The organism is Streptomyces sp. NBC_00212 (assembly GCF_045206365.1).
Lineage (GTDB): Bacteria > Actinomycetota > Actinomycetes > Streptomycetales > Streptomycetaceae > Streptomyces.
In genome coordinates, this window is sequence record NZ_CP108116.1 from 425,944 (window position 1) to 438,907 (window position 12,964).

15 protein-coding genes are annotated in these 12,964 nt (G+C 69.6%); all 15 read right to left on the reverse strand.

Features of this window, described 5'->3' with window-relative positions:
- Positions 1 to 14: 14 nt before the first annotated feature.
- The 15 genes from OHA17_RS41705 to OHA17_RS41775 all read right to left on the reverse strand — a co-directional run bounded on the left by OHA17_RS41705 (position 15) and on the right by OHA17_RS41775 (position 11,967).
- Positions 15 to 1,484, reverse strand: a complete 1,470-nt coding sequence (locus OHA17_RS41705) for a ParB N-terminal domain-containing protein (RefSeq protein WP_331721559.1) — start codon at positions 1,482 to 1,484, stop codon at positions 15 to 17.
- Between the two features lie 112 nt (positions 1,485 to 1,596).
- A complete protein-coding gene (locus OHA17_RS41710; RefSeq protein ID WP_331721560.1) occupies positions 1,597 to 2,289 on the reverse strand; it encodes a hypothetical protein in 693 nt (230 codons plus the stop codon).
- Positions 2,290 to 2,359: 70 nt separating this feature from the next.
- Complete coding sequence (locus OHA17_RS41715) at positions 2,360 to 2,911, reverse strand: hypothetical protein (protein ID WP_331721561.1); 552 nt, start codon at positions 2,909 to 2,911, stop codon at positions 2,360 to 2,362.
- 85 nt (positions 2,912 to 2,996) lie between these two features.
- Positions 2,997 to 3,185, reverse strand: coding sequence for a hypothetical protein (locus OHA17_RS41720; protein WP_331721562.1), 189 nt, complete (start codon positions 3,183 to 3,185; stop codon positions 2,997 to 2,999).
- Between the two features lie 283 nt (positions 3,186 to 3,468).
- Positions 3,469 to 4,488: a DUF3560 domain-containing protein gene (locus OHA17_RS41725; protein WP_331721563.1), complete on the reverse strand. Its 1,020-nt coding sequence runs from the start codon at positions 4,486 to 4,488 to the stop codon at positions 3,469 to 3,471.
- Positions 4,489 to 4,698: 210 nt separating this feature from the next.
- Positions 4,699 to 4,938 carry a hypothetical protein gene (locus tag OHA17_RS41730; protein ID WP_331721564.1) on the reverse strand — a complete coding sequence of 80 codons (240 nt, stop codon included), beginning with the start codon at positions 4,936 to 4,938 and terminating at the stop codon, positions 4,699 to 4,701.
- 13 nt (positions 4,939 to 4,951) lie between these two features.
- Positions 4,952 to 5,302 carry a hypothetical protein gene (locus tag OHA17_RS41735; protein ID WP_331721565.1) on the reverse strand — a complete coding sequence of 117 codons (351 nt, stop codon included), beginning with the start codon at positions 5,300 to 5,302 and terminating at the stop codon, positions 4,952 to 4,954.
- Between the two features lie 279 nt (positions 5,303 to 5,581).
- Entirely contained in the window at positions 5,582 to 5,899 is a 318-nt protein-coding gene (locus OHA17_RS41740) for a hypothetical protein (RefSeq protein ID WP_331721566.1), read from the reverse strand.
- Between the two features lie 163 nt (positions 5,900 to 6,062).
- Entirely contained in the window at positions 6,063 to 7,352 is a 1,290-nt protein-coding gene (locus tag OHA17_RS41745; protein ID WP_331721567.1) for a hypothetical protein, read from the reverse strand.
- Positions 7,353 to 7,408: 56 nt separating this feature from the next.
- Positions 7,409 to 8,212: a hypothetical protein gene (locus tag OHA17_RS41750; RefSeq protein ID WP_331721568.1), complete on the reverse strand. Its 804-nt coding sequence runs from the start codon at positions 8,210 to 8,212 to the stop codon at positions 7,409 to 7,411.
- 79 nt (positions 8,213 to 8,291) lie between these two features.
- On the reverse strand, positions 8,292 to 8,936 hold the full coding sequence (locus tag OHA17_RS41755; protein WP_331721569.1) for a hypothetical protein: 645 nt from the start codon (positions 8,934 to 8,936) through the stop codon (positions 8,292 to 8,294).
- Between the two features lie 355 nt (positions 8,937 to 9,291).
- Positions 9,292 to 9,783 (reverse strand): hypothetical protein, encoded by a 492-nt coding sequence (locus tag OHA17_RS41760; RefSeq protein ID WP_331721570.1) that lies wholly within the window; start codon positions 9,781 to 9,783, stop codon positions 9,292 to 9,294.
- Between the two features lie 269 nt (positions 9,784 to 10,052).
- Positions 10,053 to 10,241, reverse strand: a complete 189-nt coding sequence (locus tag OHA17_RS41765; RefSeq protein ID WP_331721571.1) for a hypothetical protein — start codon at positions 10,239 to 10,241, stop codon at positions 10,053 to 10,055.
- Between the two features lie 67 nt (positions 10,242 to 10,308).
- Entirely contained in the window at positions 10,309 to 11,472 is a 1,164-nt protein-coding gene (locus OHA17_RS41770) for a DUF932 domain-containing protein (protein WP_331721572.1), read from the reverse strand.
- 132 nt (positions 11,473 to 11,604) lie between these two features.
- Entirely contained in the window at positions 11,605 to 11,967 is a 363-nt protein-coding gene (locus OHA17_RS41775; RefSeq protein ID WP_331721573.1) for a hypothetical protein, read from the reverse strand.
- Between the last annotated feature and the right edge of the window lie 997 nt (positions 11,968 to 12,964).

Genomic DNA, 12,964 nt, shown 5'->3' on the forward strand with positions numbered 1-12,964 from the left:
GGGGCGGGTGCGGGTCAGGCGGTCTGGCCGGGGGCGTCGGTCGTGGGCCGGTAGCGGGTGACGGCCTGGTCCTCGACCTCGGACAGGGCGTAGTCGTTGGTGTCCTGGCCGAGCGATTCGAGGAGCAGAAGCCATGCGGCGGCGTTGGGTCCCGGGGCGGTCCAGGCCTTGTCCTCGCGCAGGTCGTATTCGAACGCGGCGGCGACGTTGGCGAATAGGAGCGCAGTGTCGCGGGACTTGGGCACGTTCAGCGGCGCTGGGCTGCTGTCGGGCTTGGCGCCGAGGATCGAGCCGAGGACCTCGGGGTCGCGCTTGTCGGCGCAGCGGCTCACGAAATGCTGGAGGGCAAAGGTGCGGGCGGCTTCGGGCAGGGTCTTGGCGCGGCAGAGCTTGGTGAGGAAGGCGTGCCGGGGCTCGCGGGCCGCCTTCCATGCCCGGGTGCTGGCAATGGAGTTGCTGCGCTTAGCCGCTTCCTCGGGGGAGAGCGGGTTCTTCGGCTTGCGGGCCTCGGGGCGGATCTTGTGTCCGTGGGCCGCGGGGTCGGCGCAGTGCCATACCGGCAGGTGGGCTTCGTCCAGGCGGGCGCTGTGGTCGGGGCATCCGGCGTGGTTGGCCTCGGTGAGCGGATTGCCCAGCGGGGTGGTCAGCTCCGACAGCGGCCGTGAAGTGTCCTTCTCACCGAAGGGCACGTGGTTGCGGCGCGGCAGAAGCCGGATCTCCGCCTCCTTCAGGGCCGCGATCGCCGCCGCATGAGCCTGGATGTCGGCCAGTTCAGCCTTGAGCAGGGCCATTTCCTGGTCCCAGTGCCCGCGCCCGCCCTCACCCGTCTCCTGGTCCCGGCGCAGCGCGCTCTGAAGCCGCCGCTCGGCACCCGGGGCCTCGGCGACCTCGGCGAGCTGCGCGGTCTGCTCCAGGTCCATGCCCTCCGCCGACGCACGCCGTAGCGCCGCGTCGTTCAGCTTCTGTGCGGTGCGGGCGTGCTTGACGGCTCCGCGCCGCACACCGAGCGCCTTCACGGCCTGGGTCTGCTCCACCTCGCTCATCCCGACCAGCGCGAGTTCGACGGAGCGGACCTTGTCCCGCTCGGCCATGCCCTCACGGTGGGCGTTCTCGACCAGGCTCAGAAACCGGGTCCACCCGTCACGTCCCACAAGATCCGCGCGGACGTAGGCGGGGACCTTGCGTACCTCGCGCTGCTCGTCGACGGCGGTGGCGTTGGCGGCCTGCTGGGCCTGGGCCCGGCGCCATCCCTTGAAGGCTCCGTACGTGCCGTCCGGGAGCGGCCGGACACTGATGGGGTCCTGGATGCCTACGGTCTTCACCGAGTCGATGAGGGTGTCGTCCGGCGCGGTGTCCGTTTCGCGGGCGTTGCACGCGTCGCGCACTACGCGGTCCGCATCGAGGTGGACCACCAGCATCTCGTACAGCTCGGGGGCCTGTTCCGGGCTCTGGGCGGTGGCGCGGGGCTTGGCGGCGGTGGCCATGGAGGTTCCTCCTCGTACTGGCGGTGGGATGCGGGGAGGGGGACGGTGCCCCCTCCGGCATAACTCAATAATAGTGGAAGATGCGGGGGTGTGAACCCACCCCCGCATCGCCTCAACCCAGGCGTTCCGTCGCGGGGTTGCCGGATGAGCCGGTACTCGGCGGCGCAAGTACCGCGCGCTCGGTACTGAGGCAGGCGGCGTCGTACGCCGCGCACCGGGCCACGGCGCGCTCCACCATGCGCCGGGTGGCGGCTTTCGCGGTCCAGGCCGGATCACCCGAGCAGAGTGCCCCGAGGAACCGGACCCCGAGCCCCCACGCTGCCTCGCGCTGTTCCTGCCGGTCAGGGACCACCGAGAGGACCGCCGTCACCTCCGTGTCCGGGTTCATCCGCCGACGGTCCGGCTGGATCCGCGCCGAGCACTCCAGCCCACACCCGACGTCCAGCGAACCGCCCCACAGTCCGGCAACCAGGCCCTGCCCGCCGGGACGCCACGACCACTGGGAAGCACCGGGCGTCACGGGGCCGACGTCGCCCCCGACGGCCTCCACGCTTCCCAGCGCGCCGAGCGCCAGGAACCAGCGGCTCACCGGGGCGTGCGCAGCGCTCACCTGAAGGCCGCAGCTCACGTAGGACACGGAGACATCGCCCCGCATGAAGTCGGTGCTTTGGTCACCGAGGAACTCCAGCGCCACCGAATCCTCCGCGGCCCTCCTCCGCGACTCGGTCCCGATCAGCGCCACCATCAGGCCGGCGTAGTGACCGGACTGCTCCAGCGCCGCGAAGACGTCCTCCGGCTTGCTCATCAACTTTCCCTTCCTCGAACGGGGTTTGGCTGTGTCACCTGGCGCTCTGACGGCAGGGCAGGCGGCGAGATTAGGAATCACGCGCCGCCTTTCCGTGGCGAGCGGTGCTGCCTGCGGGCGGGCTGTAGGGCCGGAGCAGCCGTTCGCTGGCGGTGGCGTCGTTCTCCTGGTGGAAGGGCGCGGGACGGGCGGTGGAACTGAGCAGGAGGCAGGGCAGGCTCTCATCCACCGGGTCGCCGTCGGTGTGAAGGTCTGGGGGGTAGGTGTCGAAGACAGCTCCGGCCGTGTGGAGGCAGCGCAGGATGAGCCGTAGGTCGAACGGGTCGCGGGGGGAGAGGTCCCACCACGCGGCGCTGAGCGGGGTGCCGTGCTCGACGGGCGGCATGAGGTGGTCCTCGAAGTCGTAGAGGGCGGCGCCGGTCTCGTCGCGGATGCTGTGGGGAAACAGCTGGGCGGCGGGCTCGTGTTCGGGGTCGCTGGTGAGTACGAGGTAGGCGGCGCCGGGGAACTGATGGCGCAGGGTGTCGGCGATGAGGCGCGCCACGCCTCGGGCCGCGGCACGCTGGGCGGCGGCGGATGCCTCCCATTCCTCGATCGTCACGTAGGGGCTGACTGACGGCATGGTCGCTTCCTCACGGTGGTGGGGAGGTGGGGGGGCACTCGTGCAGTACTGCTTGGTGTGAGCCCGAACTGCACGGGTGGGGCAGTCACATGCGGCGGGCGGCGGCATGGATGGGGCAGGCCAGGACGCGGCGTACGTCGCCGTCCGTCCGCGGCAGCAGGGCGACTTCTTCAGCCCCGGGCGCTCCGCAGTCCACGCAGCGCGGGTCGGGCGTCACGGTGCGGGCATCTCGGGGCGCGGGCAGGGACAGGTGGCGCTTGCTGTGCCGTTTCATGGCACTTCCTTTCAGGCGGTAGGGGGTGGAGAGCAGGGGGGATTGGCAAGTTCGGGCTTCGCATAGAGGCCGCCTGCGTCTGAGGCGCCCGTTGGGGCCCGGCGGATTCGGGGGGCCTTGGGACAGCCAGGAAGGGCGGTGCCTTGCACGCGGCGTGCAAGTGGGTCGGGGCCGGTCCGGCGGGTTGCGCCGGACCGGCGGTGTTGCCCTGAGTGGTGGCATGCCTGGTGTCGTTGGCCGTGGGCCGGCGGGTGCTGGCGGCTGGCGACTTACGGATGCAGCTTCACTTGGGGGTGTCCTGTTTCTGCTGCATCTCCTCGGCGCTCATCCGGCCGGTGACCTTGTCGTAGGGCAGGCTCGACGTTCCGGAGTAGTGGTTCCGGTCGGCGTGAACGACGGTCTGGCCGGTGCCGTTGAAGATGTGCGGGACGGTGAGGGTCTTGGCATTGGCGCGCAGCACGGCGTACCAGGTGCCGCGGCAGCTGACGTAGTCCCCGCGCTGGAAGTCGGCCTTCGACCAGGCCTTGAAGCCCTTCGCCTCTGCCTCGGCGACGACGTTCTCCCAGTACTCGATCTCCTCGCTCAACTCCGCGTGCTCGATCCCCAGTTCCTGGCGGGTCTGAGGGTTCTGGGGGTTGCGGCTGTAGCCCTTGGCGGACTCTCCGCGCTGCCACTTCTCGACCGCGCGCAGATCGGCCTTGAGCTTCGCGATGCGCCGCAGGGTGCGCGCCGGGTTCTTGCGGAAGTCCTCGTATCGGGCGGCGGCCTGCTCGCGGCCGACCCAGTGCGCGGCCCGGTCGCGCTCCCCGATGCTGGTGCGCATGGCGGTGTCGATGCGCTCCTGGTCGCGGCGGGCGCGGCGCTCGGAATGGTGGCCGACCAGCACGGGCTGGCCCAGCGGGATGCCGTCGGCGATCTGGTGGCCGCGCTTCCAGGCGTTCTCGGACCGGGTGGCGGCGTTGTCCGCGTACTGGGCGAACCGGTCCGCGCGTCCTTCGGCCTTCTCGACGCGTTCGGCTTCGGCCTCGGCGAAGCTGCGGCGGTCGTTGTTGTCGATGGTGAGCGTGACGGTGAAGCCTGCGGAGCGCAGCCGCTCGGCGAGCGCCTCCAGCATCCCTGTGGGAGCCTTCTTGTCGCGGCTGTGCGGCAGGTACCAGCTGCCCAGCGTGCGGGACCAGCGTGCGGGCTGGGTGTAACCCGACGGGTAGTGGCGGGACTTGAGGATCTCGACCGCCTTGCTGCCCTTGGTCGTGCCGTCGATGAGGGTGCCCTCGCGACGGCTGTGCGTGATCTCGATGGTCACTGAACTGCCCTTTCTGTGGAAAGCGTGCCCCGGCCGGAGCGGCGGAACGTGGGCTGGGAACGCGGCCTGTACCGCCGGGCACGGGCTCGCGCGCCCGGCGGAAAGGGGGGTGAGCGTCTTCGCGGCGGAGTTCGCCAGCGGCATGGACGACACGGGGCGGGCGCGCCTGCGCCTGCTGGAACTGCCGGTGCCCGACCTGCGGGGGCGGGGCTACTCGGAATCGAGGCGGCGCAGCTTGCGTGTCTGGACGGTGGTCACCTGGCCGACACGGTTGTTCAGGAACCCTCGGGGGTCGGTGCAGCGGACGTTGGTCAACCCCCAGGGTTTGCCGTCCGGGGCGTACAAGTGCTCTTCGACGATGCCCAGCCAGTGAGCGTCAGGGCGGTGGCCGCCCCCGGGATAGAAGGCGACGGCGGTGCCAATAGGGAACTTGCGGGGCCTGTGGGCCATTTCTGTCGTCCTTTCAGCTGCCGGGCGGGGTGAGGTGCCTGGCGCAGATCCAGGACCTGAGGCGGCCTTCGCTCACGCGGTCGACCTGGACGTCGTGGCCGCTGCTACCGGGCTCGCACCGCGCGCAGGTGATGTGCGCGGTGCGCAGCAGCAGACGCGGGGTAAGGCGAGTGGTCGCGGGCATGGTCCACCGCTCGGTGCGGATGGTCTCGTTGTCGTACGGGCGGTAGCTGACGGGAAGGCGGATCATCCCCGGCAGGTCGCACGGCTCGGTGCCGGTCACGGTGACCGTGCTCCCGCCGACGTTGATGAGGTCGCCCTCGATCAGTTCTCGGGCCTCGACCGTGATGAGGGGGGCGGTCATGGTCATGGCGCCTGCGGGGAGGTCGGCAAGTCGCATTGGGGGCCTTCCGGGGGATGGGGTGTGTGGGCGGGCCGCTGGACGGCGGCCGGTTCACGCAGAGTTCGAGGCCTGGCGCTGTGCGTCTGCGCGGGCGTCGTCGGCTGTGTAGCCGGAGCTGCATCCTGGGCGGCAGTAGGACCCTGCGGGGGCTGGGCAGTCCTCGCAGGGTTCTTCGAAATCGGCGGGGAGGAAGGGGCGGTGGTCGTCCTGGAGCGCGGACACGGTGACTCCTGCCTGGGGCTACCGGTAGACCCTCGAATCGGTGCAGAGAACGCCGAGGTTGGCGCGGACGGCCGCGCGGGTCTGGCGGGAGACGGAGGCCCAGCCGAGGGCGGTGGCGGCGGCTTCGATGTCCCTGGTGAGGCAGTTGGCCGTACGGCCCGTGCGGAACAGGAGAAGCGTGATCGCCATGGCTTTGCGGGCCCGGTTGTACGTGACCGCTTCGTCGGCCGTGGCGTCGGGAAGGAAGGTCCGGGCGACGGGCGGCAGCGAGAGCCATCCGTCGAAGGGGCTGATGAGGATGGGGCGGCGCAAAGCATGCAGAAGGAAGCGCAGCATGACGACTCCAGAGGGGGCACGGTGCGTCGGATGGATTCGCGCGGGGGAAGTGGCGAGGGGGCTCAGAGGGGAGTTGTTGCCCCCTCGCCACAACTTCAATAATAGCGAAAGGATGGGATGTGTGAACCCCCCTGTGATCTGCACGGATCCGCTCAGGCCCTCGTCATTGGTCCCACCCGATAGGCCTGAGCCACATGGGCATCCGCAGCGCAGACTTGTCCCCGCCAGAGGCGCCACCCGGGGCGCCGAGCAGCGTGGGCGCGGCGATGAATTCCACCTGTACGTGATCGCCGTCGACCGCAGCCCGGATGCCGGGCCGGGTCAGGCACCGGGCGTACGCCGCAAGGTCGCGGTCGAAACGCTGCCCGCCTCCGACGGCGCCTTGCCCCGGTGATGGACGCCCGCTTCCCCAGGGCTCCAGCACCCGGTAGACCTTCACATGGCCGGGCCTGGACGGGCAGGCAACGGTCAGGAAGCCGGGGACGTCCGCGTGTTCCACGCCGTCCAGTCCGTAGGGCACGAACCCCTCACGCGCCAGGATCACCGCGACCATCCGCAGCACAGGCGACTCCGCGGCGCCGACCTGGATGCCGGGCAGGTCCAGCGAAGCAACCCGCAGTTCCCGCAGGGCGTCGTGCTCGTTCTCCAGCTGCTCGGCGAAGAACCCGATGCGCTCCTGGTCGCCCGAACTGCGGATGGCAGCACCGGTGTACCTGTCTACCAGGTCCCACGATCCGCTGCGCTCCGAAGAGATCTCTACTGCGTACCGGGAGCGGGGCAGGGCCGGGCCAGGCTGCGGCGGAGCGAAGTACACCCATCGGCCGTGCAGGGGCTCGGCGGTCTGAAGTCCCGCGCGGCGCAGCGCGTCCGCGAGGAAGGGGACCATGCCCCGGCTACCTGCACGGTCGGTGTCGCCTTCGCGCGCGACGGTCTGCCACCATGCAGCGGGCAGGGAGCGGTGCCGGCTGACAACCTCACCGATCACCCACCCGTCACACGTGTCCGGGGTGTAGGGCAACGCGAGAGCGTTCAAGACCTCGGCGGCGTCCCGGGTGAGGGGGGTCAGAGGTTCGGTGATGTCGTCGGCCGGAGCTGGCTGGCGGCCCGCCGGCGGGGCGGGGCGGGTCTTGTACTCGGCCAGGACCTGGGCGAGAGAGGGCAGGAGCCGTCGGCGGATGTGGGCGGCCACATGAACTGCTGCGCTTGAGGCTGCGACCGTGAGAGGGCGCACGGCAAATCCTGCCGCTTCGGCGGCCTCGGGCAGCCGGGCGGTGAGGAACAGCCGTTCCGGCTTCGCCTCCTCCTGGTACAGGATCAGGGCGCGGCCCTCGTCGTCGACGATACGGACGGCGCCATCCTGGCGGTCGTCGGGCAGGGCGCGGCACTGGCTTCCCAACTGGGGCGCAACTTGCCGGGCGAACGTGATGAGTTCGGAGGCGGTGAGCAAGGACACGGGGATCTCCACAGTGATCGGGTGGGGCGGCCGGGTCAGCCGCCCCACAGAACGGATCAGGACGCGTGCGACAGAGGAGGGACCGCGCGGAGCGGCGGGCGGCCGCGGTGGCGCAATCCCTCACGCTCCGCCAGGAAGTGGGCGAGGCAGCGCTGCTCGCCGGCGGCTGCGGTGGCGCTGATCTCGGCCCAGTGCGGCAGGTAGCCAGCGCGGTGGGCGAGCGAGTCCCGGTGGTTGCCGAGCAGGTAGGCGAGCAGCGGGGAAGGCTGCTCGGCGAACTGGCGGGCCAGGAACCACCACGCCGCGACACATTGCCGGGCGGCCTGGCGGTGCAGCTGCTCGTCCCGCTCGTACCGGGCGACCCGCGCCCGCGCGTCCGAAATCATCGGATCAAGCCACCCGCGCAGCCTGGGCGTCTCCAGCCACCGGGCCAGGCGTTGCAGCTCCGGCAGGTCGAGGCGGGCCGCATAGTGCTCGCCGCAGGCTTGCATCACGGTGCGCAAGGTCGCCTCGGCCTGGGGCGGTGCGTCGCGCTCGGAGGTGTCCCGCAACCCGATCCCGCTCAGCGTCCATGCCTCCGGCCAGTCCCCGGGCTCGGACAAAATCCGGGTCAGACCACCGGTGTAGGCGCGGCCACGGATCCGGGGCAATGGCTCGGCGGGCATGACCCGCATGATGTTCTCGGATCCAAGACTGACGCGCAGGGCGCGGAAGTCGTCCCACTGGTGCGGGTTGTGAGAGGCAATCACATGAACGGTGCCCTTCACCGCGCCGGTGAGGGTGTAGCGAACGGCGCCGGTGCTGTCCGGTTCGGCCGGCACGATGTGCACGGTCCCGGATGCGGTCGCGATGCTGAACAAGGCAACTCCCTGAGTTCGAACGATGGCGGGGGAGCGGAGGTCCGGGCGTCGCCCGCCCAGACCTCCGCGGCTGCTCGCTCTAGACGGCGGCCTGGGCTTGCTCGGCCGTGTAAGCGGCGGCGAGTGTGCCGATGACCTTGAGGAGCTGCTCGGTGTCGCTGCCGAACTGTTGGTTGTGGGACTTGTAGAGCGGCTGGGCTTCGTCGCCGCAGCTGTCGTCGCCCTGGGGCCGGAACTCGGCGGTCCATCCGCTGTGCTGCTGCGGCTCGTACGTGACTTTGGCGTCGGCGTCGCTGATCCAGATCTCCGCCGGTCCGGTGGCCAGCCGGACGGCGACCACGTCGCAGCCTCCGCCTGTCGGCCGCATCCAGGCGGTATGCCCGGCGGCGGTGAGCGCCTCGCAGAGGATCTGCCCGGAACTGAACGTCAACCGGAGCGCGGTGGGCAGTGCGGCCAGGGCGGCGGCCTGCTCGGCGACGGGCAGGCACCCCACGTGCCGTTTCAGCGGACGGCCCCGGCGCAGGTGCGAGTAGAACCGAAGAACCTCGGTCCCGCACAGCTCGCACCGCACTCGCCACAACGTGTCCGAGCCGGGGTAGGGGGCCAGCGGAGTCCAGCCCTGGTTGAGGATGTGCCGAACGGCCTTCAGCGCCGCAGAGATGTTGCTCGCGGTGTAGCTGCGCCGCAGGACGGTCAGATCCAGGAGCGGCGAAAGGGTGCCCATGGGGATGCTCCTCAAGTAGTGCGAAGACGGGGCAACGGAACGCCAGACTGGGCGCAGCAGACAGACGTGCGGCGGCAGTTGGCAGGGCTCGTCACACGGCGGGCGGCCGGACGTCGCCTGGGCAACTGCACTGGTCCCCCCGCGGAGCGGGTGGGTTCAGCGCTGCGCGCTGCGCCAAGGGATGGCGGTTCGCTGCGCTCACCGCTGGACGGCTCACGCAACCCCACGCTGCGCGTGGGGGAGGTTGGTCCGGCGCTGCGCGTCGGACTGGGGGTGGTGGCGCTGCGCTTGGCGGCCGGTCCGGCGTCACCAGGTCGGTGAGCTGATGGCGCCGGACGGCCGGTAGTGGAGCGGGCTAAGGGATCTCTTCCGGGGTGGGAATGGACAGTCCCGCGCTGTACTCGACATCGGGTTCAGGGGAGAGGGGCTCACCGGTCAATGCGTCCGTGCAGTACGCCGAGAACACCTCTGCGGCGGCGAGCGGGAGCAGCCAGCCACCCCGAATACGCCACCCACGGACCCGCTCCCCTGTACCTCCGGGATGCCGGGTGCGCACGACCAGGCCGCCGTCGGTTCCGGTCGGGTCGCTGAACACCCGGCTGACCAGAGCAGCGAGACCCGCCGTTTCGGCGGGGCTGTGGGAGATGAGCATTCCCGTGCTGAGCGGGATGACGTCGATGTGCGCGGTAGCGATGTCGGTGAAGCCCCGGGAGCCCACGATGTGGTGATCTCCGGGCCCGATCACGGCGAGCAGACGCGACAGGGCGGTGACAGCGCGCGCCAGGCTCAATGCCTCGGTGTCCACGGGGGCGGTGGGATGGTGCGGTTCCATTTCGGGATGGCTCACGGCGGTGCCTCCTCAGGGCGGTGAGCGTGGACAGCTGGCGGCCGGCCGGAAAGGTGGGCCTATTCCTCGTGCGGGCGGTCCTGTCGAGGGACACGGGGGGCCGGATCGTCGCCTGGGCATCGGGGCGCAGGGATGCGCGGAGAGGTAGGGGAGTTGTCGTTGTGGTGCATGAGGGCTCCGGGGATGCGACGTAGCGGCGACGGTTGGGCGCTGTGCGCTACCTGGTGGCCGGGCGGTTCGTGCGCCCGGCCACCAGGGATTTGTCAGGCTCAGGCGGCCTTGGGCTTGTGGGGCCTGAGGTTGTTCTGAGCGGTGACGGCGATCCCGCGTCGTCCGCAGTTGGGGCAGTCCCCGACCCAACGGCCGTGCATCTTGAAGAACTTGCTGCCCAACTGAGCGGTGTTCAGTTGCCGGACCGTGCCGGGGGCGGGGGGCTGGGTGGGACAGTGGTCGGACATGAGACCCCTTTCACCTGCTTGAAGGGGCCCGGGGGAGGGGGCGCCTCCCCCGGGCAGGGGAGGGAGGTTAGAGGGCGGCTGCGGCGCTGAGCGCGGGCAGCGCGCGGGCCTCCAGCTCGTGGGCGGCGTCTGCGTCCGGCAGGGTCTGGGCCACAGAGGTGATGGCCTGCATGACCCCTCCGGCGGTGAGCTGTCCGCCCTGGATGAAGTGGCCGAGGATGCTGTCGCGCACGGTGTCTGTGATGTTGAGCTGCTTGGACACGACCTCGATGGTCTTGACCGGGTCGGTGACCGGTCGTCCGGCCGCGCCTTCCAGATCACGAAGCTTGGCTTCGACAAACGCGGGAGAGAGGAACTGCGCCACGGCGTCCGTGGTCTTCGCGGCGATCAACTCCAGCATCTTGCGCTGAGTGGTGCCGGACCACTGCACGATGCCCTCGTCCTGCTTCCCGCCCAGGTGCACGGCACGCATGGTGTCCTTGGTCATCGTCAGGCCGTTCTGGCAGACCTGAACGACAGCGCGGGGCGTGATGGTGAACGCTCCGTCTCCGACTTCGCTGTTGGTGATCAGGAATCCGGCGGAGACGAGGGGGAGTTCGTCACCGCTCTGCCCGGTGTACGGGGAGCGGTATCCCCTGAGGAGTTCCCGGGCCTGCACGGCCACCGACTCTGACTCCACCCGGACGTACATCCGGCGGTCCGTCAGATCGCACCCGGTCACCTTCACCGGGTGGCCGGAACGCCTGACCCCGTCCAGGGCGGCGAGAAGCAGATCGAAGTTATCGATCAACTTGTAGCTGTCGGACAGGAAAGCGCGCGCCACCCCGAGCGCCCCGTCGTCGCCCTTGAACGTGCGGAGCAGGAAACGGCGCTCCGGCTCCTTCTCCAGCCACCCGGCCACGTTCAGGTCGTACAGCGGCAGGTTCTCCACCCGCATCCGCCGCAAGTACCCGACGGGGATCCGGAGCTTCGCCGAGATGCCTTCCTCCGCCACGTCAGTCGGACGGTAGAGGCCGTTCGGGTCGGTCACCCCGTCCTCGTCGATGATCGGCTCTACGCCGCGCACCGTGAGATTCCCGTCCTGGACGCCGAGCGCTGACGCGGGGGTGACGATGTCGACCTTCCGGCCCTGCTGCTCCGTCAGGATGCGGGCCAAGTCGGCGAGGTCGGCGTTGCGAGTGTCGGTGCGGGCTGTGCGGGAGATTGCGGTTTCCGTGGCCTGCTGGGTCATGTGTGCTTCCCCTCAGCGGAGTTGATGTTTGGCGTTGTCGAGGGGTGCCGTCCCTCGATGACTTCAATAATAGTGGAAGATGCGGGGAGGGGAACCCCCCTCCCCGCACACCCCCTGGAGTCAGACGCTCAGCTAGCCCAGGAACCCGCGACTACGCAGGAACTCGGACGCCATGTAGGCGATGCCCTGAGGCTTGTAGATCTGAGGGAAGCGGACCAACTCCCGCTCACTCTTCCCCTTCACCGGCTCGATGAATTCCTGTACGACCCGGTACACACCCCCCACCTCAGTCGGCATTTCGATAACGACCGGGCCCGTGCTCGTCTCCATACGGATCCCGGTGTACCGGGCGTCCACATTGTGAACGATCTTCGCTCCCGCGCGCTGGCACGAAAGCGGAAGGAAGTTCGCGATAGTGCGGGCCTGGACGACCTGCGGGGTGTTCGGAGCGTTCTTCCCGCCCTCGACGCGGCGCACGATTCCCTCAGAGATCATGATTTCCACAGCGATGCCCTTCCGTTGATGATTCGGCAGCGTCCGGGGTGCCAACCCTTCCGCTTCTTCAATAATAGTGGAAGAGTGGGTGGAAGGGAAGCACCACACCGAACTCCCGTATCTGGTACACGATCTGGTACACCATCTGGTACGGGTATCTGGTTCAACATCTGGTACACCCCGCTCCCGACAGACGGGAGAAACAACCAGCTCAGAGCCATTGCGGAGCATGGTGGGGGGTCAGGCATCCCCTTCTACCCGACTCCCTGCGCCCAATGATCAAAAAAGGAGGGTGGGGGCTTGGTCTGCGGGTGCGGCGGGGATGGGTGGGGGTTGGTTGGTGGTGCGCTCGGCGGGGGCCTCGCGCGGCTGGGGTGGCATGGCGGCCTGTGTGGCCGTCTGTGGGCCCTTGGCCCGGTTGGGCGGGGAGTTCTGGGGTCGGCTCGCGGCTCGGGTCTCTGGCGGGCCTCTGTGTTCTTCGGTTCGTGGGGTTGTTCTGAGGTTTCGTCAGGATTCCTCGCGTGGCGTGGTGTTGGGGGCGGGCGGGTATTCTGTTTTGCGGGCGTGCCGATTGCTGGCGGGCTTCTTGGTCTCGGCTTTTCGTGTGGCTCTTGTCTCGGGTTCATTGGGTCGCGTGGATTTTGGTTGGGGTGGTGGTCGAAAATCCCCAAAGGTACATGCAGTTTCGGATCTGATGCACCGGCCGCCTCCTGTCCGTAGCCAGCTTGCCCGCGTAGCGGGCTTTCTGGTCCTGGAGGCGGAGCCGGAAGGGCCGGGCGGGGCTGCGGAGCTGGCCCGCTGTCAGGCCGCGCAGCGGCCGTCTGTCTTTTCGATGGTGTGGCGGAGCCGCACCGCAAGTCCGGAGCGGAGCGCAGGACTTGACGGGCCCCCTTGGGGGCCCGTGCCCGCGAAGCGGGCGCAACTCCGTTGCGGAGCAACGGAGTTCGAGCCGTGCGGAGCACGGCTCTTCACTGCATCGCGCGCAGCGCGATGGAAC